18 protein-coding genes are annotated in these 24,021 nt (G+C 57.8%); 13 read left to right on the forward strand and 5 right to left on the reverse strand.

Going from position 1 to position 24,021, the window contains the following annotated elements; translation table 11 throughout:
• Positions 1 to 38 precede the first annotated feature (38 nt).
• From infB to GM668_RS23000, 4 genes are all read left to right on the forward strand, one after another.
• The gene (infB, locus tag GM668_RS22985) at positions 39 to 2,966 is read left to right on the forward strand and encodes a translation initiation factor IF-2 (RefSeq protein ID WP_155441302.1); all 2,928 of its coding nucleotides are present in this window, start codon (positions 39 to 41) and stop codon (positions 2,964 to 2,966) included.
• A 188-nt stretch (positions 2,967 to 3,154) separates the two neighbouring features.
• Positions 3,155 to 3,562 (forward strand): 30S ribosome-binding factor RbfA, encoded by a 408-nt coding sequence (gene rbfA, locus GM668_RS22990; protein WP_155441303.1) that lies wholly within the window; start codon positions 3,155 to 3,157, stop codon positions 3,560 to 3,562.
• Positions 3,559 to 4,482 (forward strand): tRNA pseudouridine(55) synthase TruB, encoded by a 924-nt coding sequence (gene truB, locus GM668_RS22995; protein ID WP_155441304.1) that lies wholly within the window; start codon positions 3,559 to 3,561, stop codon positions 4,480 to 4,482. The genes rbfA and truB overlap by 4 nt, the downstream gene beginning before the upstream one ends.
• Positions 4,483 to 4,627: 145 nt before the next feature.
• Positions 4,628 to 6,340 carry a DUF4214 domain-containing protein gene (locus GM668_RS23000; RefSeq protein WP_155441305.1) on the forward strand — a complete coding sequence of 571 codons (1,713 nt, stop codon included), beginning with the start codon at positions 4,628 to 4,630 and terminating at the stop codon, positions 6,338 to 6,340.
• A gap of 70 nt (positions 6,341 to 6,410) precedes the next feature.
• Here the strand turns inward: GM668_RS23000 and GM668_RS23005 are convergent, their stop codons facing one another.
• The 3 genes from GM668_RS23005 to GM668_RS23015 all read right to left on the reverse strand — a co-directional run bounded on the left by GM668_RS23005 (position 6,411) and on the right by GM668_RS23015 (position 10,036).
• Complete coding sequence (locus GM668_RS23005) at positions 6,411 to 7,757, reverse strand: DUF4214 domain-containing protein (RefSeq protein ID WP_155441306.1); 1,347 nt, start codon at positions 7,755 to 7,757, stop codon at positions 6,411 to 6,413.
• A gap of 200 nt (positions 7,758 to 7,957) precedes the next feature.
• Entirely contained in the window at positions 7,958 to 9,298 is a 1,341-nt protein-coding gene (locus tag GM668_RS23010; RefSeq protein ID WP_155441307.1) for a DUF4214 domain-containing protein, read from the reverse strand.
• 132 nt (positions 9,299 to 9,430) lie between these two features.
• A complete protein-coding gene (locus tag GM668_RS23015) occupies positions 9,431 to 10,036 on the reverse strand; it encodes a phosphatase PAP2 family protein (RefSeq protein WP_155441308.1) in 606 nt (201 codons plus the stop codon).
• Between the two features lie 175 nt (positions 10,037 to 10,211).
• On the opposite strand from GM668_RS23015, the gene typA reads away from it, so the two are divergent.
• The 7 genes from typA (at position 10,212) to GM668_RS23050 (ending at position 19,133) form a co-directional block, all read left to right on the forward strand.
• The gene (gene typA, locus GM668_RS23020; protein ID WP_155441309.1) at positions 10,212 to 12,047 is read left to right on the forward strand and encodes a translational GTPase TypA; all 1,836 of its coding nucleotides are present in this window, start codon (positions 10,212 to 10,214) and stop codon (positions 12,045 to 12,047) included.
• Between the two features lie 131 nt (positions 12,048 to 12,178).
• Complete coding sequence (locus tag GM668_RS23025) at positions 12,179 to 14,542, forward strand: DUF3141 domain-containing protein (RefSeq protein ID WP_155441310.1); 2,364 nt, start codon at positions 12,179 to 12,181, stop codon at positions 14,540 to 14,542.
• An 83-nt stretch (positions 14,543 to 14,625) separates the two neighbouring features.
• Positions 14,626 to 15,657, forward strand: coding sequence for a tRNA dihydrouridine(20/20a) synthase DusA (dusA, locus tag GM668_RS23030; protein ID WP_155441311.1), 1,032 nt, complete (start codon positions 14,626 to 14,628; stop codon positions 15,655 to 15,657).
• A 439-nt stretch (positions 15,658 to 16,096) separates the two neighbouring features.
• Positions 16,097 to 17,806 (forward strand): methyl-accepting chemotaxis protein, encoded by a 1,710-nt coding sequence (locus tag GM668_RS23035; protein ID WP_155441384.1) that lies wholly within the window; start codon positions 16,097 to 16,099, stop codon positions 17,804 to 17,806.
• Positions 17,807 to 17,868: 62 nt separating this feature from the next.
• Positions 17,869 to 18,201 (forward strand): energy transducer TonB, encoded by a 333-nt coding sequence (locus tag GM668_RS23040; RefSeq protein ID WP_155441312.1) that lies wholly within the window; start codon positions 17,869 to 17,871, stop codon positions 18,199 to 18,201.
• Between the two features lie 50 nt (positions 18,202 to 18,251).
• Positions 18,252 to 18,587 carry an energy transducer TonB gene (locus GM668_RS23045; protein WP_155441385.1) on the forward strand — a complete coding sequence of 112 codons (336 nt, stop codon included), beginning with the start codon at positions 18,252 to 18,254 and terminating at the stop codon, positions 18,585 to 18,587.
• A gap of 156 nt (positions 18,588 to 18,743) precedes the next feature.
• A complete protein-coding gene (locus GM668_RS23050; protein ID WP_155441313.1) occupies positions 18,744 to 19,133 on the forward strand; it encodes a YajG family lipoprotein in 390 nt (129 codons plus the stop codon).
• Between the two features lie 226 nt (positions 19,134 to 19,359).
• Here the strand turns inward: GM668_RS23050 and GM668_RS23055 are convergent, their stop codons facing one another.
• Entirely contained in the window at positions 19,360 to 19,836 is a 477-nt protein-coding gene (locus tag GM668_RS23055; protein WP_155441314.1) for a hypothetical protein, read from the reverse strand.
• A gap of 466 nt (positions 19,837 to 20,302) precedes the next feature.
• Between GM668_RS23055 and GM668_RS23060 the strand changes: the two genes are divergently transcribed.
• Both GM668_RS23060 and GM668_RS23065 read left to right on the forward strand, forming a co-directional pair.
• Positions 20,303 to 22,492 carry a hybrid sensor histidine kinase/response regulator gene (locus GM668_RS23060; RefSeq protein ID WP_155441315.1) on the forward strand — a complete coding sequence of 730 codons (2,190 nt, stop codon included), beginning with the start codon at positions 20,303 to 20,305 and terminating at the stop codon, positions 22,490 to 22,492.
• 166 nt (positions 22,493 to 22,658) lie between these two features.
• The gene (locus GM668_RS23065) at positions 22,659 to 23,444 is read left to right on the forward strand and encodes a substrate-binding periplasmic protein (RefSeq protein WP_155441316.1); all 786 of its coding nucleotides are present in this window, start codon (positions 22,659 to 22,661) and stop codon (positions 23,442 to 23,444) included.
• Between the two features lie 4 nt (positions 23,445 to 23,448).
• On the opposite strand, the gene GM668_RS23070 is transcribed toward GM668_RS23065, so the two are convergent.
• Entirely contained in the window at positions 23,449 to 23,976 is a 528-nt protein-coding gene (locus GM668_RS23070; RefSeq protein ID WP_170305780.1) for a GNAT family N-acetyltransferase, read from the reverse strand.
• Positions 23,977 to 24,021: the final 45 nt, after the last annotated feature.

The following is a 24,021-nucleotide window of genomic DNA, read 5'->3' on the forward strand; positions in this document are numbered from 1 at the left end:
TCTTTATCATCTCCGCGACACATAGAAAAGAGGACTGAATGGCGAGTAACAACGTAGCCCAATTTGCCACCGAACTGAAGATGCCTGCAGATTTGCTGCTGACGCAGCTGCGTTCTGCTGGCGTCGAAAAGAGTTCGACGTCAGACCCATTGTCGAAAGATGATAAGGACAAGTTGCTGGAACACCTGCGCCGCACCCACGGCGCAGCTGCGGAAACGGAAAAGAAAAAGATCACGCTGACCCGCAAGGAAACCACCGAGATCAAGCAAGCCGACGCTTCCGGAAAATCCCGCACCATCCAGGTCGCGGTGAAAAAAGTGCGCACCTTCGTGCAGCGCGACGATCCAGCGCCGGCCGCATCAGCTGCATCGGCTGCGGCGAAGATCGATCCAGCGGAACAGGCGCGCCGTGAAGAAGAAGCACGCCGCCAGCAAGAGCTGACCGCGCGCCAGGAAGCGGAACTGAAAGAAAAGCAGGAACGCCTGGCCAAGCTGGAACAGGAAAAGGCTGCGCAAGCCAAAGCCGCTGCGGAAGCGGAAGCCAAGCGCGTCGCCGACGAGCAGGCGCGCCAGGCTGCGGAAGCCAAAGCCGCCGCTGAAAAGCAGGCTGCTGCCGCCGCCGCGAAGACTGCCCAGCAGTCCGACGCTGCCGCGGAAGCGAAGAAAGCTGCCGCCGACGCCGCTGCTGAAGCGAAAAAAGCTGCTGCGGAAGCGGAAGCCAAGAAAGCCAACGAGCAAGCTGTCAAGGAAGCTGCCGAACGTGCTGCCGCCACCGAGCGCGCACGCCAGGCCGTGGCCGACGAAGTGGCCCAGATCAAGGCCATGATGAGCCAGCCGCGCCGCGTGATGAAAGCACCGGAGCCTACCGCTGCACCAGCACCGGCCAAGCCGAAGCTGGCCGAAGGCACGCTGCACAAACCGGCAGACAAGAAACCGGCCGCTGGCGCCAACGCCAATGCCGCCGCGCCTGCCGCAGGCGACAAGGACAAAAAAGGCGACAAGAAGTCGATCAAGTCGGCCAATGTATCGTCGACCTGGCAAGATGACGCGAAGAAGCGCGGCGCACCGAGCGGCCAAAAAGGCCGTGGCGGCGCGAACGCCAACGCAGGCGGCGGCCGTGACGGCTGGCGCAGCGGTGGCCGTGGCGGCCGCCGTGGCAATTCGCACTCGGATGAGCGCGAATCGAACTTCCAGGCGCCAACCGAAGCCATCGTCAAAGACGTGCACGTGCCGGAAACCGTCACGGTTGCCGAACTGGCGCACAAGATGTCCGTGAAAGCGTCGGAAGTCATTAAACAGCTGATGAAGCTGGGCCAGATGTGCACCATCAACCAGGTGCTGGACCAGGAAACCGCGATGATCGTGGTGGAAGAGATGGGCCACAAAGCCTTCGCTGCCGCTGTCGATGATCCGGAAGCGATCCTGGCCGACCAGGGCGAACACGCGCACTTTGAAGCCACTCCGCGTGCACCTGTGGTGACCGTCATGGGTCACGTTGACCACGGTAAAACGTCGCTGCTGGACTACATCCGCCGTGCCAAAGTGGCATCGGGCGAAGCGGGCGGCATTACGCAGCACATCGGCGCGTACCACGTGGAAACGCCGCGCGGCATCATTACCTTCCTGGATACGCCGGGCCACGAAGCGTTCACGGCAATGCGTGCACGCGGTGCGAAAGCCACCGACATCGTGATTCTGGTGGTGGCAGCCGACGACGGCGTGATGCCGCAAACGAAGGAAGCGATTTCGCACGCAAAAGCAGCCGGCGTGCCGCTGGTGGTGGCGATCAACAAGATCGACAAACCGGGCGGCAACCTGGAGCGCGTGACGCAGGAACTGATCGCTGAAGGCGTCGTGCCGGAAGAATACGGTGGCGATTCGCCATTCGTACCTGTGTCGGCAAAAACCGGCCAGGGCATCGATTCGCTGCTGGAAAACGTGCTGCTGCAAGCCGAAGTGCTGGAATTGAAAGCACCGGTCGAAGCGCCTGCGCGCGGCCTGGTGGTGGAAGCCCGTCTGGACAAGGGCCGTGGTCCTGTGGCCACCATCCTGGTGCAGTCCGGTACGCTGAAGCGCGGCGACGTCGTGCTGGCTGGTTCGTCGTATGGCCGTGTGCGCGCCATGCTGGACGAAAACGGCAAGTCGATTACCGAAGCCGGCCCATCGATCCCTGTCGAGATCCAGGGCCTGACGGAAGTGCCTGCGGCAGGTGAAGAAGCCATGGTGATGGCGGATGAGCGTAAAGCACGTGAAATCGGCCTGTTCCGCCAAGGTAAGTTCCGCGACGTGAAGCTGGCAAAACAGCAAGCGGCGAAACTGGAAAACATGTTCGACCAGATGGCCGAAGGCGAAGTGAAGAACCTGCCGCTGATCGTCAAGACCGACGTGCAGGGTTCGCAGGAAGCGCTGGTGGGCTCGCTGCAAAAACTGTCGACTTCCGAAGTGCGCGTCCAGATCGTTCACGCAGCGGTCGGCGGCATCACGGAATCGGACGTCAACCTGGCGACCGCGTCGAAGGCCGTCATCATCGGCTTCAACGCCCGTGCCGATGCACAGGCGCGCAAAGTGGCCGAGACCAACGGTGTGGACATCCGCTACTACAACATCATCTACGACGCGATCGAAGAGGTGAAAGCAGCACTGTCCGGCATGCTGGCGCCAGAGAAGCGCGAACAGATCACCGGCCAGGTGGAAGTCCGCCAGGTCATCATGGTGTCCAAAGTCGGCGCGATTGCCGGCTGCCTGGTTACCGATGGTGTGGTCAAGCGTACGTCGTCGGTCCGCCTGCTGCGCAACAACATCGTCGTGTGGACGGGCGAAATCGACTCGCTCAAGCGCTTCAAGGACGATGCGAAAGAAGTGCGCGCCGGTCTGGAATGCGGTCTGTCGCTGAAGAACTACAACGACATCCAGGTTGGCGACACCCTGGAAGTGTTCGAAGTGCAGGAAATCGCCCGTACGCTGTAATAGCGGAAGGCAGCATGGCGGGTGCATCCCGCCTCGCGCGATGCGCGGGGCAGGAGCACCCGCCATTTATTTTTTGTAGTGGCAGGGCATCGTAGGGCGGATTAGCGTAGCGTAATCCGCCATGCGTGAGCGGCCTGCAAACATGGCGGATTACGGCGTTGCCTAATCCGCCCTACTAGGTAAGCATCATGGCAAAACACAGCAAAAACATCCCACAGCGCGGCGTGCGCGTGGCGGACCAGATCCAGAAGGATTTGTCCGAACTGATCGCCTTCGAACTCAAAGACCCGCGCGTGGGCATGATCACTTTGTCAGAAGTCCAGCTGACGCCGGACTACGCGCATGCAAAGATATTCTTCACGACGTTGAAGGACGATAAAGAGTCCATCAAGAATACCTTGGCCGGCCTGACCGCTGCCGCCGGCTATCTGCGCAACCAGCTGGGCAAGCGCCTGCACATCCACACGTTGCCGCAGCTGCACTTCGTGCACGACACGTCGACCATGCGCGGCATGGAAATGTCGGCGCTGATCGACAAGGCGAATGCGTCGCGCGCTGCCGATTACGAAGAAGATGGCGGCGAAGGCAATCAATGAATCAAGCGAAGGTAAAGCGCGTCCGCGACATCGTCGACGGCGTGCTGCTGCTGGATAAGCCGGTCGGCCTGTCCAGCAATGACGCGCTGATCAAAGCCAAGCGCGTATTGAACGCCAAGAAGGCGGGCCATACCGGTACCTTGGATCCGTTTGCCACCGGACTGCTGCCGCTGTGTTTTGGCGAAGCCACCAAGTTTTCGCAAGACTTGCTGGAAGCGGACAAGACGTATCTGACCACCGTGCACCTGGGCCAGCGTACGGACACGGGCGATACGGAAGGGCAGGTCATCGAAACGTGCGGCGTTAACGTGACCGTGGAGCAGATTGAAGCCGTGCTGGCGCAATTCCGTGGCCCGATCAAGCAGGTGCCACCCATGTACTCTGCCCTGAAGCGCGACGGCAAGCCGCTGTATGAATATGCGCGCGAAGGCATCACCTTGGAGCGCGAAGCGCGCGACGTGACGATCCACAAGCTGGAATTCGTGTCATATGACGCGCCATTCCTCAAGCTGTCCGTCACCTGCAGCAAAGGCACGTATATCCGCGTGCTGGGCGAAGACATCGGCGCTGCATTGGGCTGCGGCGCGCATTTGAATGCGCTGCGCCGGATCCAGGTGGGCGACCTGGTGATGCAGGACGTGGTGACACTGGAGCAGCTGGGCGCCCATCCTGCGCCGTTGGAGTTGCTGTCGCCGGTGGATGCACTGCTGTCGTCATTCCCGCCTGTGCGACTGACAGCGGATCTGGCCAAGCGCTTCTTGCAAGGCCAGCGCCTGCCGCTGGGCAAAGAGCCGGAAGCTGTGGTGCCTGCGGACTATATCGGCCGCGTGCGCGTGTACCACGACGCCAAGCTGCTGGGTACCGCGCAGTTGCAGAAATTTTCGATCTTGGCGCCTGAGCGTCTGATCGCGGCAGCATAGTTGCGTCAACCCGGCCGCCGGCGCAGCTTGACGGATGAGTTATCGGGAGTGGATGTGTTGTGACATTTGGATAGTTTCCAAAGAGTTAATATCGATAAAATAGCAACTCCCCGGAGGGGGAAGGGCGAGGTGCATACTTCGCTCCATGTTCATTGACGATTGCTCGATAATAACTTCTGCTATGTCCTTCACAAAATCTACTTCCCGCAAGCTAAAGGTTTCCTTGCTGCTGGCTGCCTGCTCAGCATTCATTCCCACTGCACATGCCACGACGTCCCAGTTTATGACGCGGCTATTTACTGAGGCGATTGGACGAGGCCCAGACGCGGCAACGTGGAAAGCCAATTCGCTGTTCAGTACAACGCCATCGAACTGTACTTCCCTGGACTTTTATACGATCGTCAACAGTATTTATACGTCGGCGGAATACAACAATTTAGGCTATACAAATCAGGAAAAAGTCATCACGTTATACCGCGGTATCTTGAACCGTGAACCAGAGGCAGGTGCAGTCCAATACTGGACCAATCAATTGAATGGCGGCGCGACGATTTCTTCTCTGGTCAGTAACTTTGTCGTCTCGCCAGAATTCGCTTCCATCCGTGATAATCTGATATGCAAAGCGTTGCCAGCCAATGGCAATGCTGCATTCCGTTGGGGGAACTACCCGGCATTGCCAGTCAATGCCGGTGAGGCCACCATGGATTCAGCCTGGCTGCAAGCCCAATTAAATGCGGCTAAAACCAGCGCCAGCAAAACTGTTCTGCTCCCCCAACGCGCGTTAATCCAGGCAAATAGCACGATCAACATCCCGCCAGGCGTCAAATTGGCTACCGTTGGAACGATTCATAACCAAGCCTATGCGAAAATGGCCAGGATCGTCCGGACCACCAACTTTGCCGGTCCGCTCATTACCATGGGTAACATGAGCACGAATACGGCAGACCCTGGAAACACCGGCAGTTCCCGCATTGAAAATATCTGGATTTCCAGCCAGCGCGACCACGTGGTCAATGGTACGACGATCTCCTACATTGGCCAGCCTACCATTGCCATGTACAGCGGATACGGGTCAAGTATTTCAAATTCCCGTTTGGAGAATGCGGTTGGTGGAACCAACATTGAAATCTTTGACTATGGCTGCAAAGATTTTGTCATCTATAACAACCTGATCACGGGTTATACGAATACGCATTACAGTTTTGCGGGCGACGGCCGTTATACGGACGGCATCACGATCAAGTGCGGTTCGACTACCGTCACCAACAATACCGTGATCGATGCCAGTGACGTAGGGGTGATCACTTTCTTTAGCCCGACGCAGACACAGGCGACGAAAATGGAAAACAACTTCGTTATTGCCACTGGCGTCTCCGCCTATGCCGCCTATATGTATGAGCCATGGGGCGCTGCAGCGGGCGAATCGCGCGTGATCTTCGACTTCAATGGTTCCACCATCAAGAACAATAATTTCTGGGGTGGTCCTGGCACGCACTTCGATATCGGTATTTCCGTAGGCGCCCGCGCATGGCATGGCAGCAGCGTGCATGTCGGAAAAAATGGCTTTGTCCAGGGAAATTCAAACCAGGGTATTCCGACAGCCATGCAAATCGGTATTGGCATTGATTCCATGCCCGACACCACCGTTGGCAGCAATGCGTTGAATTATCAGCTGTATAACAACGGCTGGTGCGCAAAAGGCGTTTTGCTTGCCAATACGGGATACGACACGGTTGCCGGCGTACAAGTGCAAAACGCAACCCCATCACGCATCGCCAGCAATACCAACAATGGCTCGGTAGTCAACTATACCAACACCGCCATCCAGGCATGCGCCGGACATCCGGCATCGCAATAAGCCAATCGGCAGCGATGTGGCGGCGCAAGGCGGGTAGCGTTGCGCCGCTCTCACTGACTACAAGCCGGCTTTACGCCCAGCCCATTGCAGTTTGAATGCCGGTCAGGACCACCTGTACGGAATCCGCGTTACTGGAGACTTGATCGACAACCTGGGCGGCCAAGCCCACCGGAGCATTGTCGATCTGGTAGGTGATGGCAAAGTTCGCGCTGACCGTGGTCCGGTTCATCAGATAATCGTGCTCAGCCAACGATGGTGTGCCGGGACCAAACGTGGAATTTTCCACATTGTTCATCAGCGTGACAGCGAGTTCGCCGCGGGTCAGCGTTTTGTTCGCCAGCAGATTCGCCCAGTATGCCCGGCCGCCACTGTCGGCGGCGTGGTTCATCGTATTGACATAAATTGCGTCGACATATGCCGCGTCCGACAAACCGGCATACTTGGCCTGCGCTTCGCCGGAATTGTACATATTGTTGGCGATCTGCTTCGCCGTTTGGCCCGCTTTCATTTGGCCTGCCCAGTATTCCAGGCCGCTACGGTCGGCTGCGCGGTCCAGCAGGCTGGCGTAAAGCTGCGCCATTTCCACGCGTTGTGGTGTCCATTCCAGATCAACGCCGGAAATGCCATTCATCACGTTCAGCGAAAAGCCGCCATCCCAGGTGAATCCTGACTCGGCATTGGAAAAAGTGGCAAGCTGATCGTATGGCAGGTAGCCGAAGCCATTGTCTCCCCACTCTGCACCCCACGAGTTCTCGATAATATAGGAGCCGCCATGCAGACTATCGTCTTTACCGACGATGACCATCGCGTGATAAGAGCCTGGCTGAAATTGTCCAAACGAAAGGTAATTCTGGTCTTGCAGCGATCCATCCAGCAAGCTGAGTGCCCATGGAATTTCAGAACTCAGTAGCACCGGCTTACCTTGCATGAGGTATTCGCCGATGACTTGTTTCAAGTGCTGTTGTTTGTGCTGTACGTCCGTTTCAAGGATGCCGCTGGCTTTGTCGCCATTCAACCAGAGGGCATGGTCGCCCAAGTCGGTGTAACCGGTTAATTTTTGTGTGGCAGCGTTGGCATAGACTGCATCGCTTGGCTTGATGTACATCGTACTGCCAGGATCGCCGCTCCCACCATAGGGCAGCGCGACAGCCTGATCGGCAATGCCTTTGACCTTCGCACTCTCCAGCGCATCCTTAACAAACTTTACGCCAGCGTCACTGTTAACCGTGTTTTCGATGACGCGGGTATCGTAATAAAGCTGTTCGCGGGCCAATTCGCCTACATCTTTGTGGTATTCCCTGGTCTGCAGGCGAATCGCCTGGGTGATGGCATTGGCCACGCAAGAGTTTTCCGTCTTCTGGTCAAAAGTGGCGCCCGAAAATTTTCCGAGATTAATTTTGCTTGCAACAACTGTCATGTTTGTTTCCTCAGTAAAGATGGTAGTTGCAATTAAATAAAAGATTCAAAATTTGCAACATCCAGCATGTTACTGGGAAATTAAGAAAAATGAAATATTTATTGATAACAAAATGACAGTGTAGATCGCAGTTGGGGGAGGCAAACCCGGCAGGCTTGCCTCCGTCCGTCAGCCTGCATTCAAGCTGGCTGCTGAATTGCTTATGCCCAGCCCATCATGCTCTGGATACCAACCAGCGTTGCCTGAACCGAGTTGGCGTCACTGGTGACATTGTCCACCGCCCAAGCACCAATATCGGTATGGCTATCAATCTGGTAAGTGATGGCGAAGTTTGCACTGACCGCCGTGCGGTTCATCAGATAATCATGCTCGGCGATTGATGGTGAACCGGCGGCGCCGGTCGTATTCTCGACGTTATTCATCAATGTCACGGCGAATTCGCCACGAGAGATTACTTTTCTAGTAATCAAGTCGGCCCAATACGCTTTGCCGCCCGCATCTGCCGCATGTCCCATTGTATTGATGTACATTTCGTTGACGAATGCCGCGTCCGTCAAGCTGCCGTATTTGGCGGCAACTTCGCCCGATGAATACATAAAGTTGGCAATTGCATTAATGCTCTGCCCCGCCTTCATCGTGCCTGCCCAATATTCCAGTCCAGAGTGATCAGCTGCGCGGTCCAGCAGTGTGGCGTAGAGCTGCGCAACTTCTTTGCGCTGTGCAGTCCATTCCAGATTAATGCCGTCACTGCCATTGGTGAGGCCATAGGCGACAGCGAGACCCGTCAGGCGATAGCCGCTTTCGCTTTGGGCGGCCGTGCCGAATTGGTTATACGGGATATAGCCTAAGCCATTCGCGCCCCAGCCGGTACCCCAGGAGTTTTCCACGATATACGAGCCGCCATGCAGATTGTCATCTTTGCCGACGATGACCATCGTGTGAAACCCTTCTGGCGAGCTTTGTGCAAAAGTAAAATAATTCTGCGATGCTAAAGGTCCAGAGAGAGAGGCGATGCCTACAGGGACTTCGGCGCTGAATATCACTGGTTTCCCTTCCATCAAATACTCGCCAATGACTTGTTGCAGGTGCGCCTGTTTATTTGCCACATTGAATTCGAATCCCTTTGTTCGGTCGCCGTTGACGTAATTGAAGTGATCCTCAAGATTCGTGTAGCCAACCAGTTTTTGTGTCGCAGCGTTGGCATATACAGAGCTGCTCGGCTGCACAAACATCGAACTGTTTGTCCCATGTGTTCCGCTGTAAGGCAGTGCAACGGCTTGATCGGCTATGCCTTTGCTCATCGCCGCGTTAAGTGCAATGTGGACCGGGACACCGGTATCGGTACTCACGTTGCCCCACAGCGTTCTCGCGTCGTAGTAAAGCTGTTCCCGCGCTAATTCGCCTGAATCTTTGTGGTATTCCCGGGTCTGCAGGCGGATTGCTTGAGCAATAGCATTTGCTGTACAGGAATTTTGGTCCCCTTGATCAAACACTGCGCCAGAGTACTTACTTAAATCGATTTTGCTTGCGATAACTGACATTTATTTCCTTTAGTAGTGAATTTTCATTTCCGTGAATACATTAGGAAATGGAAAATCATTCTAAAGCGAAATTATCAAATTGAAAATATTATTTTTAATATAATTTCAATTGCTATGGCAAGCGTACAGTACTTATAATTTCCCTTTGTAGCCGACAAACACCCCGCCCGGCAGCAGCTGCACCGACCACGGCCCCCGCTGGTGTTCCAGATAGCCAGTCGCCGCGCCAATTGCCGCCCCCGCCACCACATCGCTTTGCCAGTGATCCCGCGTTTTTACACGCGACACCATCTGGTAAGCCGGTAACGCTGCCAGCAGCCACACGGCCGGCTGTTCGCGGCCATATTCCATGATCATCGGCGTCACCAGCGCCGCTGTTCCCGCCGCATGGCGGCTGGGGAAACTGTCGCCGCCTTTGTGCCAGCGGTCCGGGTCGGCCGTCTCGGATGGCCGCTCGCGTCCAGCCAAGTGCTTCAGGACGGAGGATGCTGCATACGATACGACAAACGCTTCGCCCCCTTGCCACAGCGCGCGCCCGGTCCGGTCTTCACTGCCCAGGTACAGCGCGCCGCCGGCGGTTGCTGCCAGCGCGGCGGCTGCCACGCCATCCGCGTGTTGCCAGAAACCGCCGGGATCGGCGCCGAGACGGTGGTCAAAGCCGGCAGCATGGGCGGGCAGGGCGAGGGTGGTGGCGAACACGGTGGCCACAGCGGTGGCCGCGAAAGTAGAGGAGCGCATCGGATCAGTTTGAGTTAAACGATCCGCAACTATAGGATAAAATCCCGCATTCTGGCGGTTTCACCGCCAATCTTAGCCCCAACCGTTCAGAATGTTGCCCGCTGTGTGCTATACTAGTGGGTTCCAGTCTCGCACATCGTGTGCGCACCGCAGTTTCCCTGTACTTACAACGACTATGTCTAATACTAAACGCGCTATCCGCAATATCGCCATCATCGCCCACGTTGACCACGGCAAGACCACCCTGGTCGACCAACTGCTGCGTCAGTCCGGCACCTTCCGTGAAAACCAGCAAGTCGACACCCGCGTGATGGACTCGAATGACCTCGAGAAGGAGCGCGGCATTACGATTCTGTCGAAGAACTGCGCAGTGGAATACGAAGGCACCCACATCAACATCGTCGACACCCCGGGCCACGCCGACTTCGGCGGCGAAGTGGAACGTGTGCTGTCGATGGTGGATTCGGTTCTGTTGCTGGTGGATGCCCAGGAAGGCCCAATGCCACAGACCCGTTTCGTGACCCGTAAAGCACTGGCCCTGGGCCTGAAGCCGATCGTCGTCGTGAACAAGATCGACCGTCCAGGCGCACGCGCTGACTGGGCCATCAACCAGACGTTCGAACTGTTCGACAAGCTGGGCGCCACCGATGAACAGCTGGACTTCCCTATCGTGTACGCATCGGGCCTGAACGGCTACGCTGGCATGGATGAATCCGTGCGCGGCGGCGACATGAAGCCACTGTTCGACGCGATCCTGAAATACGTGCCGGTGCGTGACGATAACCCGGACGGCCCGCTGCAAATGCAAATCACGTCGCTGGACTACTCGTCGTACGTGGGCAAGATCGGTATCGGCCGCATCAACCGTGGCCGCATCAAGGCCGGCCAGGACGTCGTGGTGCTGAACGGCCCAGACTCGACCCCGATCAAGGGCCGCATCAACCAGGTGCTGAATTTCAAGGGCCTGGAGCGCGTGCTGGTGGACGAAGCCGTTGCCGGCGACATTATCCTGATCAACGGTATCGAAGACATCGGCATCGGTTCCACCGTGTGCGCGCCGGATACGCCGGAAGCGCTGCCTATGCTGACCGTTGACGAGCCAACCTTGACCATGAACTTCATGGTCAACAGCTCGCCGCTGGCCGGCCGCGAAGGCAAATTCGTGACGTCGCGCCAGCTGCGCGACCGCCTGGACCGCGAACTGAAATCCAACGTGGCGCTGCGCGTGCTGCCAACCGACGACGACACCATCTTTGAAGTGTCGGGCCGCGGCGAACTGCACCTGACCATTTTGCTGGAAAACATGCGCCGTGAAGGTTTCGAGCTGGCCGTGTCCCGTCCACGCGTGGTGTTCAAGGAAATCGATGGCGTCAAGTGCGAGCCATATGAAAACCTGACCGTTGACGTGGAAGAAGTCAACCAGGGCGGCGTCATGGAAGAACTGGGCCGCCGCCGTGGCGACCTGCAAAACATGGAATCGGACGGCAAAGGCCGTGTGCGTCTGGAATACCGCATTCCAGCCCGTGGCCTGATCGGCTTCCAGTCGGAATTCATGACCTTGACGCGCGGCACCGGCCTGATGAGCCACGTGTTCGACGCGTACTCGCCAGTCGACAACTCGAAAGGCGAACTGGCCGGCCGCCGCAACGGTGTGCTGATCTCGCAAGACGACGGCCAGGCAGTTGCTTACGCGCTGTGGAAACTGCAAGACCGCGGCCGTATGTTCGTTGAGCACAACACGCCAGTGTACGAAGGCATGATCATCGGTATCCACTCGCGCGACAACGACCTGGTGGTGAACCCGATCAAGGGCAAACAGCTGACCAACGTGCGCGCTTCCGGCACCGACGAAGCCGTGCGCCTGGTACCGCCAGTCCAGCTGTCGCTGGAATACGCGGTGGAATTCATCGAAGACGACGAACTGGTGGAAATCACCCCGAAATCGATCCGTCTGCGCAAGCGCTACCTGAAAGAACACGAGCGCAAGAAAGCCCAGCGCGAAGGCGCGTAATCCATCACGGATTGCCTGTCTGAAGAAGCCCGCCGCCTCGTATGAGCCGGCGGGCTTTTTTCATGCCTGATACGCCATGCGCGGGTGAATTGTGGTCTACTTAGCGGGCACCCCCACTACCGGAGATTTGCATGAGTAACCCGGCTTTTGGCTTGTTTGGACAGGCCGTGGAATACTGGACCGACGCGTGGCAGCGGTCCATTTTGATGATGGATGTGCTGTACCAGCGCGGCAATGAGCGCAATGCGCGTGAACACGAAACCGCGCCGCACGTCCTCACCTTTGAATTCGATACCCTCATCGATGGCCGAACCTTGGAGCGGCCTTGCAACTACAGCCTGATGCGCATCGTGCCGCCGCCCGGCGTCGTCATCGATGACACCAAGCGCCCCTTCATCGTGTTCGATCCGCGCGCGGGCCATGGTCCCGGCATCGCCGGCATGAAACAGGACAGTGAAATCGGCGTCGTGCTCAAGGCGGGCAATCCCTGCTATTTTGTTGGCTTCCTGCCGAACCCGGAACCGGGCCAGACCATCGAAGATGTGTGCCGGGCCGAAGCGAAATTCATCGAACACGTGGCCAGCCTGCATCCGCACGCGGAAGGCAAACCGGCGCTGATCGCCAATTGCCAGGCCGGCTGGCAAATCATGATGACGGCCGCGCTGCGGCCCGGCATCACCGGCCCGCTGATGCTGGCTGGTGCGCCGCTGTCGTATTGGGCCGGCGTGCGCGGCAAGAATCCGCTGCGCTACCTTGGTGGCTTGTATGGCGGAACCTGGCTGACGTCGCTCGCAGGTGACCTGGGCAATGGCCATTTCGATGGCGCACACCTGGTGTCGAATTTTGAAAACATGAATCCCGCCAATACGTACTGGAAGAAGGCGTACAACGTATACGCCAACGTCGATACGGAAGCGGAGCGCTTCCTGGAATTCGAACGGTGGTGGGGCAACCCAGTGCTGTTGAATGCCCATGAAATGCAATTCATTGCCGACAACCTGTTCGTTGGCAACCGGCTGTCGAACGGCACCATCCACGACAGTGAAGGCCGCCGCATTGACCTGCGCAACATCAGCGCGCCCATCATCGTGTTTTGTTCATGGGGCGATGACATCACGCCGCCGCAGCAAGCGTTGGGATGGCTGCTGGACTTGTATGAAGACGACGCCGCGCTGGTCGCGGCTGGGCAGACGGTCATTTATTCGACGCACCAGTCGATCGGCCACCTGGGCATTTTTGTATCGGCGTCGGTCGCGAACAAGGAGCATGAGGAATTCACGCGCTCGATGGATTTGATCGACGTACTGCCGCCGGGACTGTATGAAGCCGTGTTCGTGGAAAAAAGCGATGACATGGCAAACCCGGACCTGGCCGACGGCCGCTACGTGATGCGCTTCGAGCGGCGCGACGTACGCTCGCTGGCGGCGCTGGGCGGCAATGATGATGAAGATGAACGCCGCTTTGCCACTGTGGCGCGGCTGTCGGAAGTCACGCAGGGCCTGTACCGCACGTATGCCAGTCCCGTGGTGAAAGCCGTAGCCAGCGAACCAGTGGCGGAATGGCTGCGCTTCATGCATCCGTACCGGCTGCGCTATGAAACGTTTTCCGACAAAAATCCGTTCATGCGCGGCATCCCGGCACTGGCCGAAAAGGTGCGCGCGGAACGCCAGCCTGTGTCCGACGACAATCCCTTCCTGAAGATGCAGGAACAAATGTCGGAAAACATCACCGCCATGCTGGACCAGTACAAACACGTGCGCGACAACTGGGTGGAAAACTTCTTCCTCGGCGTCTATGGCCAGCCGCTGCTGCAAACCCTGGTGGGCTTGCGGGCGGATTCCGGCAGTGTGCGCCGCCGCATCGGCCGTGACATTGCCCGCGAATCCGTGCTGGCCGCGCGCCGCACGGAGCTGGCAAAGCACATGGCGACCGGCGGCGAGCCGGATGGCGTGATCCGCTCGCTGCTGTACGTGGCGCGCAGCCCGGAAATGCGGGCTGCCGACGAACGGGCATTTGCCGCGCTGCGCGAAGTGCGCCAGCGCATCCCGGCCAGCCGCCGCGTATCGTTGGCGCGCTTCAAGGAAATCGTCCACGAGCAAAACATGATTCTTCAACTGGACGAAGCGCGCGCCATGGCGGAAATGCCGAACCTGATGCCGTCCGAGCCGGAAGAGCGCCTGCGGGTCTGGAACAGTATCCGCTCCATCATGACGGCGGCCGGCGAGCTGAAAGGCGAAGCGGCGCGGCGGCTGGCGTATGTGGGCGAACTGCTGAACAGTCCGGCGGCGGCAATCGCTTCCGCGCCGCCGACAGCGCCGGATGCGGCGTTGCCGCACGTGACGCTGGAATTGAAGGCCAATCCGTTGGGGCCGATTCCGACGTCGGCTGCCGGTGTCGGGGCCGATAGCGAACCGCCACCGTTTGTGCCCCCACAAGCGGCGTCGCGGGCGTCGGGGGCATCCAAAGGCAAAGGGCGGGGAAAGACGCCCAAGTAAGCCAGTGCAAGGATGGTGGCAAGCCGGCTTAAATCTGCTTGTATAATATGCAGCCCGATTTTCGCCCCCTCACGCTTGCCATCATGACCATCCTGTCCGACATCGCCACCGCCGTTCCTGCCGCTAACAAAGTGAATGGCCGCCGCCTGTCCGTGGCGCCCATGATGGACTGGACAGACCGCCACTGCCGCGTGTTCCACCGCGAAATCACCAAGCACACGTGGCTGTACACGGAAATGGTCACCACTGGCGCGCTGGTCTATGGCGACGTGGAGCGTCACCTGCGCTTCAACGAAGAAGAACACCCCGTCGCCCTGCAGCTGGGCGGCAGCGATCCGCATGACCTGGCCATCAGCGCAAAACTGGGCCAGCAGTGGGGTTACGATGAAATCAACCTCAACTGCGGTTGCCCGTCCGAGCGCGTGCAAAAAGGTGCATTTGGCGCCTGCCTGATGGCGGAACCGCAGCTGGTGGCCGATTGCGTGAAAGCCATGCGCGACGCTGTCACCATTGATGTGACCGTCAAGCACCGCATTGGTATTGATAAAACGGAAAGCTATGACTTCGTGCGTGACTTCGTCGGCACGGTGGCGGAAGCCGGTTGCCGCACGTTCATCGTGCACGCAAGGAACGCAATCCTCAAGGGTTTGTCGCCGAAGGAAAACCGGGAGATTCCGCCCCTGAAATATGACTTCGCATACAAACTCAAGCAAGACTTTCCTGACTTCGAAATCCTCATCAATGGCGGGATTAAGACCGAAGCGGAAATCGACGAGCATTTGCAGCATGTCGATGGGGTCATGCTGGGCCGTGAGGCGTATCACAACCCGTACATGATGGCGCGTTTCGACCAGCGTTATTACGGCGCCGATACTCCCGTGAAAACCCGCGCCGAAGTGCTGGCCGCCATGGTGCCGTACATCCAGGCGCAGTTGGCAAAAGAAGGCGAGCGCGGCTTGAAGATGAACAGCATCACGCGCCACATGCTGGGCTTGATGCAAGGCTTGCCGGGTGCGAAACAGTTCCGCCAGACGCTGTCTGACTCAAAAAAACTCGCGGCGGGCGACGCCAAACTGTTACTGGAAGCCGCTGCGCACTTGCCCGGTTTTGCGTGAATATCCACAAATTTTATTTAGCAATAGAACTTCTCATCGGCGCAACATGCGCCGATATCGCTTCATCAACTTACCGCATTTTTGGCCGGTAAAAGAGGAAATTCCCATGCAATGTTTGCGTTATCTTGCTTTCCCCGCAGAAAGTTAGGATGCGTAAAATTGAGGCAGTTTTTGCTTGCCCACGGGAAAATTTTGCATCTATAATTTCGAATATACACACATAGTCACACTCTCCGCTGTGTATCTAATGCGCTGAAAAACCACACATTGTCACAACGGGAAAGCGCAATTTTTGCATTCGCAGTCATTGTTTGTTACTGTCATTACTTGCATAACAGCAATGGGACTTGGTGGATGTTAATCGTGCAAGGCGAATGCGTTCCTGGGTATTTCTATCAATAGTGTCACTTACAAAGAAGCCGAAATGAATTTTGCAAAAATGAAAGTGGGGACGCGCCTGGGGCTCGGGTTTGCGTTGGTGCTGGTATTCCTGATCGCAGTTACGCTGGTCGGGATTATTCGCATGGCACAGATTCAGGACCGTCTGGACCACGTAGTAAGCTTTAATAGTGTAGTGACACGCCAAGTAATCGACATGCGCAATAACGTTGTTAGCCGTGGCGACCGCCTGCGCGTACTGACCTTGATGAGCGACTCCGGTGATATGGAACCGGAAATGAAGAAAATCAAGGAAGAGGCGGATAAATACGCGGCTTCCCAAAAGAAACTGCAAGAGCTGTTCGGCAAGGAAGGCACCAAGGAAGAAAAAGCCCTGCTGGCGCAAATCGTTGAACTGGAAGGCACCGCGATGCCGGCCATCGCCAAGGCGTCGGACTTGTGGATGAATGACAAGGCCGAGATGGCCACGAAAGTCATGATCAAGGAAATCCGTCCAGTCCAGAAAAAGTGGGTGGAAGCACTGGACCAGTTGGCAGTGCTGGAAGACAAGCTGAATGAACAAGTGAAGAAAGATGCGGCGGAAGGCTTCTCTGGCGCGCGTACCTTCATGATTATCCTGGGCGGCCTGGCCACGCTGATCGGTGCAGCTGCTGCCTGGATCATTACCCGCGGCCTGAAGAAGCAGCTGGGCGGCGAACCGGATTACACCGCAGCCATCGCTGGCCGTATTGCTGACGGCGACCTGTCCGTGGCAATCGACACTGACAGCACCGACAAGGGCAGCCTGCTGGTGGAAATGAAAGACATGCGTAACAGCCTGGTGGGCATCGTTGGCCAGGTGCGCAATGGCACGGAAACCATTGGCACCGCATCGCGTGAAATCGCCGCCGGCAACATCGACCTGTCGTCCCGCACTGAAATGCAGGCGTCGGCGCTGGAAAAAACCGCGTCGGCCATGGAAGAACTGACGTCGACCGTGAAGCAGAACGCCGACAACGCGCGCCAGGCCAACCAGCTGGCAGCCAACGCATCGGACGTGGCGCGCAAAGGCGGCGACGTAGTGTCGCAAGTTGTAGACACCATGAGCTCGATTAACGAGTCGGCCAACAAGATTGTGGATATCATCGGAGTCATCGACGGTATCGCATTCCAGACCAACATCCTGGCGCTGAATGCAGCGGTGGAAGCAGCCCGTGCCGGTGAGCAGGGCCGTGGCTTCGCCGTGGTGGCATCGGAAGTGCGTTCGCTGGCACAGCGTTCCGCAGCTGCCGCCAAAGAGATCAAGACCCTGATCGGCGACTCCGTTGAGAAAGTGGAACGTGGTTCGAAGCTGGTGGGCCAGGCTGGTGTGACGATGGATGAAGTGGTCGATTCCGTGCGCCGCGTGACCGACATCATGGGCGAGATCGCCAGCGCAAGCCAGGAGCAGAGCGCCGGTATCGAACAGGTGAACCAGTCGATCATCGAGATGGACAGCATGACCCAGCAAAATGCCGCACTGGTGGAAGAAGCCGCCGCTGCAGCACAGAGCTTGCAAGACCAGGCCGCCGAACTGGCGCGCGTGGTCAGCATCTTCAAGCTGGCCGAAGGCGAAGAACGCAAGCTGGCATTGCCGGTATCGACTGCAGTGGTGGCCAAGCCTGCAGCGGCGCGTCCGCCAGTGAAGAAGGTTGCCGCACCGGCAGGCAAGCCGGCAGCGAAAAAAGTCGCAGCCGCCACGGCAGCTGCAGACGAATGGGAAGAGTTTTAAATAGCAGTGCGGATGGCGGCGCAGGGGCGGCCATCCATTCAAACCAAGAGAGAATTATAGAAATGACCAAGTTTTCGATCAGTTTTATTGCAGCAGCCGTTTTCAGCACGTCCGTTTTCGCAGCAGAAGTACCCGCCGTTTTCGATGCAAAAAACTGCAAGGCAGAATACCCCAAAGCCTCGCTGTTGAATGAAGAGCAGGGCGCAGTATCGATGTCGTTCCTGGTGTCCGCAACCGGCGACGTGCTGGATTCGAAAGTTGATAAATCGAGCGGTTTCAAAAACCTGGACAAGGCAGCAGTTAAAGCGATCAGTGCTTGCAAATTCAAGCCTGGCACCAAGGACGGTGCCGTGGCACAAACCTGGACCAAGGTCGACTACGTCTGGAAACTGTAATCCGGCGTACACCACATCCAGCAGATCACACACGGGGAAATCAGATGTCTATGAATAAGCGTTGGTTGAGTGTTATCGCTGCAGTGCTCGCATCGAGCGCAGCGTTTGCTGCAGAAGTTCCCGCCAGCTTTGATGCCAAGAACTGCAAGGCAGAATATCCTAAAGCCTCGCTGATGAATGAAGAGCAGGGTACTGTCACCATGTCGTTCCAGGTGTCGGCAACGGGCGATGTGCTGGAATCGAAAATTGAAAAGTCCAGTGGCTTCAAAAACCTGGACAAGGCCGCCATCAAAGCCATCAGCGCGTGCAAGTTCAAGCCGGGCACCAAAGACGGCAAGCCAGACACGACCTGGACCAAGGTGGACTACGCCTGGAAACTGGATTGATTTATTGCGGACAGCGTGCCTGCGCTGCTGCAACCGGACCGGCCCTTGTGGCCGGTTTTTTTTTACGTTTCTATCGCGCTACAGCATGTAACAGCCCGTAAGAAAAGCGGAAAGGAAAGCGGGAATTTCCTATAGTGATAGATCAAGGAGATCACAATGAACACCACGATCAAATCGTTGAGCGTATTGGCTGCTGTGTCTGCAGCGGTCACTTTAACGGGCTGCGCTGTTCCCGCCAACCAGCGTTATGCACGCGCCCAGCCTGTCAATCCTTATGAGTGGCACACCGTGTCGGTTACGCCGGTAGCGCCTGGCAGCCGCCCGGCCGATGGCAGCACGCGTCCGGTGGAATATACGACGGAAGAGTTCAGGCCAACGCCTGCTCCGGCCCGCGTGGAATATACGACGGAAGCGGCTTACCCTGTGTATGTGCCTGCGCCGGTGTATGCCCCGGCTCCAGCGTATTACTATCCGCCCGTGACGATCGGACTGGATTTCGTGTTCGGCAACTGGGGCCACCGCCGCTACTATGGCCGCCACCGTTAAGTGGTCAATGCACGAGGAAGAACGACGCTTCGTGCAGCACTTCGGCTGAGCACAGCAGCCAGGTGGAAACGCCGGTCAGTCCGACCAGCAGCGTGCCAACAGTGATGGGAGTGATGCGGGTCATGATGCGCTCCTGCAGTTCGACGATGGTATGACATCATCTTAGGCGCGCACTCCGCCTTTGGGGATCGGAGCAAAGTCCTGCCAGCTGTAGGACTTTGCCTCGTTAAAACTTATCTTTCTTCCACGTGATGTGATCCGATGCCGGCGCCGTGTCCATGGCGTTGGAAACAGTCAGCCAGTGCATCAGTTTTTCCGGGTGTTTGATGGTGATGCCATTACCTTCAATTAAGCCCACCAGTTCCAGCTGCTTCGCATCGACTTTGCCTTTCGATACAGTCGGCGCCCGCATCACCATGCGGTCATACGACTTGCGCACTTTGTTTTCCCATTTATGCAGGCTGGATTCATCGAAGCGGTTGCCTTCGAAGTAAATCGTCAGTGTGCCATCGGGATTGCCAAAGCCGACAATGCCGGAGCCCATGCGGATGTTGGCATTGGCGGCGAAATTGAACTCAGGGGACGGAACGAAAATGCCGGCGCGGCCATCGATATCGGGGTGGCCGATCGGCGTGTCTTTGCTGTAGGTGGACAGCTGGGCCAGGATCTTCTCTTCAGCCGTCAGGATTTTTTCTTCAGACATGGTCAGCTCGAAAAATGGTGCGTGATGAAGCATTGTAGCGTCAATCCAATGCCTTAGGGCAATGAAGGACTGCGCAGTCAACATTATGATGCAAATAAAAAAAATGCCGTCCAAAGACGGCATTCCGTGCGTTGCACTTATTGGGATGCATCTGTTGTTTGCATCGCCCGGCAAGGCCATCGTAGTCCCTGCAGGCTACGTGGCAAGGCTCCCTGCTAGGAGCGTTATTCGGTACTTGGTATTGAAAATTTGAAACTTTAATTTCTTATTGGTATGCAAAAAATCATACCACCAGCGCACGCGAATAACAGTAAAAAACCGCGCAAACCTAGTATTCATGCGCCCTCCGTTGTATTTCCGCACGCAGTGCGCTGCCGGGCAATGGAGTGAAATAGATAATCTTTTTTGTATTTAATTTGGCAAGTCCGTGTATCATGCGGGGAAATGTATTTGTAGCAACACCTCGATGAGTAACGATTATTCCCCCCCGGTTGCCGTGCGCAGGCTGGCTTTCCTGGAAGGCGGCGGCGAGTGCGGCGAACGGCTGCGCGCGTGCGACTGGAGCGCTTCCCGTATGGGGCCGCCAGAACATTGGCCGCTCAGCCTGCAAATGACGCTGCGCACCATCCTCGCGTCCAAATTCCCTATGGCAATCCATTGGGGCCGGGACTTGTTGACCTTTTATAACGATGCCTTTGCGCACGTGCTGGGCAGCAAGCATCCGGGCCACCTGGGCCGCCCCGTGTTTGAACTGTGGCGTGAAATGTGGGACCAGCTGGGGCCCATTTTCGAACACGTCTTTACAGGTGAAACGTATTACGTGGAAAACGCCAGCTATGCGCCGGAGCGGGGCCTGACGCAGCGTGAAACGTATTTCACCCACTGCCACAGCCCGATCTGGGGCGACAGCGGCCAGGTCGAAGGCGTGTTGCTGGTGTTGACGGAATCCACCCGAGAAGTGCTGGCCGAGCGCGCGTTTGTCGCGCTGAACCGGCGCCAGGCTTTCCAGCTTGATATGGCGGACCGCTTGCGGGCGCTGGGTTCTCCTGCCGAGATCACGGCCGTGTCGACGGAATTGCTGGGCAAGTATTTACGCGTATCGCGCGTGTATTACTCAGAAATCCATGCGGGTAGCCACACGGCTTTCTTGCAGGGCATGTGGACCGCATCGGAATACCACGGGTTGCCGCCACTGCCGTCCAGCGTCAAGCTCGATGAACTGGGACCGGAAATCATGGCCATCCTGGAAGACGGCAAGCCCTTTGTCGTCGATGATGTCAGCAGCGACCGGCGTACGGCACCGCATGTGTGGAAGTACCAGGCGCTGGGCATCGGCGCCATCGTCGTGATGCCGCTGATGCAGCAAGGGCGCGTCACGTGTGCATTAAACCTGGCGATGGCCACGCCGCGCCAGTGGACGCGCGATGACATCTCGATGACGCAAGACGTCGTGCAGCGCACGTGGGAAGCGGCTGAACGGGTGCGCGCCGTGGCGGCGCTGCGCGCAGAGCATGAGGCCAGCAAGCGCGCCCAGGCGGCGCTGCGCGATGCGGACAGCCGCAAGGATGAATTCCTTGCCATGCTGGCGCATGAGTTGCGCAACCCGCTGGCGCCGATCGGCACGGCAGCGGAATTGCTGCGCCGTTTCCAGTTCGATGAAGCGACCGTCAAACGCACCAGTGAAGTGATTTCGCGCCAGGTGCGCCATATGACGGGACTCATTGATGACTTGCTGGACGTGTCGCGCGTGACGCGCGGCATGGTGGCGCTGAAAAAAGAAATCCTGGATTTCCGCCACGTCGTGTCGCACGCGGTGGAGCAAGTGCGCCCGCTGATGGAAGCGCGCCGCCACCGCTTCAATGTGCATTTGCCGCCTGAGCCGGTGTGCGTCCATGGCGACAACAAGCGCCTCGTGCAAGTGCTGGCCAACTTGCTCAACAATGCCGCCAAGTACACGCCGGAAGATGGTTTTGTGGAATTGCGCGTCGGCGTGCGTGGTGAAAACGTGACGGTGACGGTGCGCGACAATGGCGTCGGCATGCGTCCTGAATTGCTGGCGCGTGCGTTTGATTTGTTTGCGCAGGATGAAAGGACATTGGACCGCTCGCAGGGCGGCATGGGGCTAGGCCTGGCGCTGGTGCAGCGGCTGGCGGAAGCGCATCAAGGCAGTGTGGCGGCGCACAGCGACGGCATTGGCAAAGGCAGCACGTTTATCTTGCGCTTGCCGATGGCGCGGCAAGGCGAGGCAAGTGGTGCGCGGCCGGAACACAGTGGCGCTGAAACGGCGGCCCGTAGTTTGAAGTTGCTCGTGGTTGACGACAATGTCGATGCCGCCAGCACGCTGGGCATGGTGCTGGCCGATGCGGGCCATACCGTGCAAGTGGAGCACCATCCGCATGGCGGCCTCGATGCGGCGCGCGCCATGCGGCCCGACGTGTGCCTGCTTGATATTGGTTTGCCGGACATCGATGGCAATGAATTGGCGCGGCGCTTGCGGGCACGGCCAGAAACCGCCAATGCCGTACTGGTAGCGATTACTGGTTACGGCCAGGAGCGGGACCGCCAGGAAGCTTATTCGGCAGGCTTCGATTATCACTTCGTCAAACCCGTTGACATGGCGCGGCTGTTTGCGCTGCTGGCCCGCGTGAACACGTGAAAAAAATCGCTGCAGCGGTTTACACCGTTGCAGCGAGCAGCCCCATCAACTTGGCTTAAATCAATGGGTTCATTGTAGGCAATTCGTGCACTTCGTACGTCGTTTCCCTCAATCTTTTTCATGCTCCGTGTTACGCTAGACACAGATTGCATAAGGGGAGTTACGAATGTGGTGTCGGAATGGCATTGCGTTGGCTATGCTGGCTGGTGGTGTGGCGTCGGCAGCGGGCATTGAACCGCCAGGGACTGCGGCGCCAGCGCGTTTTCGCCTGTGCTCAATGGATGTCGATTATCCGCCTTATGCGCGCGTGGATGGCACCGGCCACTTGCAATACCTGATGCAGCAGGCTGCGCGTGGATTGGGACTGGAACTGGAGCGTCGTGTTGCGCCGCGCCGGCGCTGCGTGGAAGAGTTAAAAGCCGGGTTGGTCGATGGGATGATTGGCGCTTATTCTTCCGAGCGCGCGGAATATGCCGTATTCCCCATGGTGGGCGTGGGGCCGGATGAAAAGAAGGCGCTCGCTACGCCCCGTTATTTCCTGTACCGCCGCAAGGGCACGCAACTGGACTGGGATGGGCAAAAATTCTCTGGTCTCGGCGATGGCCGTATCGGTGTGGAATCCGGCTTTGTCTTCATTACTGAACGCCTGCAGCAACTGGGCATACCGTTTGATGACGGCAGCAAGGCGCTGGAACCGAATGTCGCGAAGCTGGCTGCCGGCAGGCTCGATGGCGTGATTGCCATGGAGTTTGAAGCGGACCAGCTCGTTGCGTCGCGTTATGAAGGCAAGATCGAGCGTGTGGGCAAACCGTTTGAACAGACGCCGCTCTACTTGATGCTGTCGCGCCAGTTCCATTCCCAGTATGGCCGCTTCTCGGACCGCTACTGGCAGGCACTGTATGACTACCGCGGCACGGCGGAGTACCGCCAGTATCAGCAGGCCCGGCCTTAGTTGCTTACTGCCAGTCCCACACGATCACTTGCCATGGTGATCCCTCATTGATTTCCTTGAAGCCGACACCGGCGTGCGCATTCATCGAGCGCAGGTTTTTGCGTGACACGTCCGTGGCCACGAAGTCAAAGTGCGCCTGCATTTCATCGCGCAGCTTGTGGTACAGGCCACGGAACACACCCTGGCCGCGATAGCCGTCCGCCACGCATACCTGGCCCATGACGAAGTAGCGCGTGCCAGGTTTTCTCCACGCGTCAACCGCGCCGAACATGTCGCCGATTTCCGGGAAGTGGGCTTTTGACTCCTGCAACAGCACCAGCGTATAGCCGATCACCTGGCCGCCATCTTTGGCGATCACATGGCGATGCGGGCCGCAGACGGATTCCAGCAGCGGTACGGTATAGACCAGCGACACAAATCCTTGCTCATCTTGCCCTGGGGCTGCGCCGGGCAGGTTGCTGCGCTGCAGGGCGAGGATTTGTTCGAGGTCGGCGCGGGATTGGGCGGTCGTATAGGTCAGGTGCGGTTTCATGATTTCAATCATAACCGCTATCGAGGTTTTATTTCGTGCGCGTTG

The sequence above is a fragment of the Pseudoduganella ginsengisoli genome (assembly GCF_009720865.1).
Classification (GTDB): Bacteria; Pseudomonadota; Gammaproteobacteria; order Burkholderiales; family Burkholderiaceae_D; genus Rugamonas; species Rugamonas ginsengisoli.

Coding starts and splice junctions, on each gene's coding strand:
- infB (WP_155441302.1), top strand. CDS start 39: ATGGCGAGTAACAACGTAGCCCAATTTGCCACCGAACTGAAGATGCCT.
- rbfA (WP_155441303.1), top strand. CDS start 3,155: ATGGCAAAACACAGCAAAAACATCCCACAGCGCGGCGTGCGCGTGGCG.
- truB (WP_155441304.1), top strand. CDS start 3,559: ATGAATCAAGCGAAGGTAAAGCGCGTCCGCGACATCGTCGACGGCGTG.
- GM668_RS23000 (WP_155441305.1), top strand. CDS start 4,628: ATGTTCATTGACGATTGCTCGATAATAACTTCTGCTATGTCCTTCACA.
- GM668_RS23005 (WP_155441306.1), bottom strand. CDS start 7,757: ATGACAGTTGTTGCAAGCAAAATTAATCTCGGAAAATTTTCGGGCGCC.
- GM668_RS23010 (WP_155441307.1), bottom strand. CDS start 9,298: ATGTCAGTTATCGCAAGCAAAATCGATTTAAGTAAGTACTCTGGCGCA.
- GM668_RS23015 (WP_155441308.1), bottom strand. CDS start 10,036: ATGCGCTCCTCTACTTTCGCGGCCACCGCTGTGGCCACCGTGTTCGCC.
- typA (WP_155441309.1), top strand. CDS start 10,212: ATGTCTAATACTAAACGCGCTATCCGCAATATCGCCATCATCGCCCAC.
- GM668_RS23025 (WP_155441310.1), top strand. CDS start 12,179: ATGAGTAACCCGGCTTTTGGCTTGTTTGGACAGGCCGTGGAATACTGG.
- dusA (WP_155441311.1), top strand. CDS start 14,626: ATGACCATCCTGTCCGACATCGCCACCGCCGTTCCTGCCGCTAACAAA.
- GM668_RS23035 (WP_155441384.1), top strand. CDS start 16,097: ATGAAAGTGGGGACGCGCCTGGGGCTCGGGTTTGCGTTGGTGCTGGTA.
- GM668_RS23040 (WP_155441312.1), top strand. CDS start 17,869: ATGACCAAGTTTTCGATCAGTTTTATTGCAGCAGCCGTTTTCAGCACG.
- GM668_RS23045 (WP_155441385.1), top strand. CDS start 18,252: ATGAATAAGCGTTGGTTGAGTGTTATCGCTGCAGTGCTCGCATCGAGC.
- GM668_RS23050 (WP_155441313.1), top strand. CDS start 18,744: ATGAACACCACGATCAAATCGTTGAGCGTATTGGCTGCTGTGTCTGCA.
- GM668_RS23055 (WP_155441314.1), bottom strand. CDS start 19,836: ATGTCTGAAGAAAAAATCCTGACGGCTGAAGAGAAGATCCTGGCCCAG.
- GM668_RS23060 (WP_155441315.1), top strand. CDS start 20,303: ATGAGTAACGATTATTCCCCCCCGGTTGCCGTGCGCAGGCTGGCTTTC.
- GM668_RS23065 (WP_155441316.1), top strand. CDS start 22,659: ATGTGGTGTCGGAATGGCATTGCGTTGGCTATGCTGGCTGGTGGTGTG.
- GM668_RS23070 (WP_170305780.1), bottom strand. CDS start 23,976: ATGAAACCGCACCTGACCTATACGACCGCCCAATCCCGCGCCGACCTC.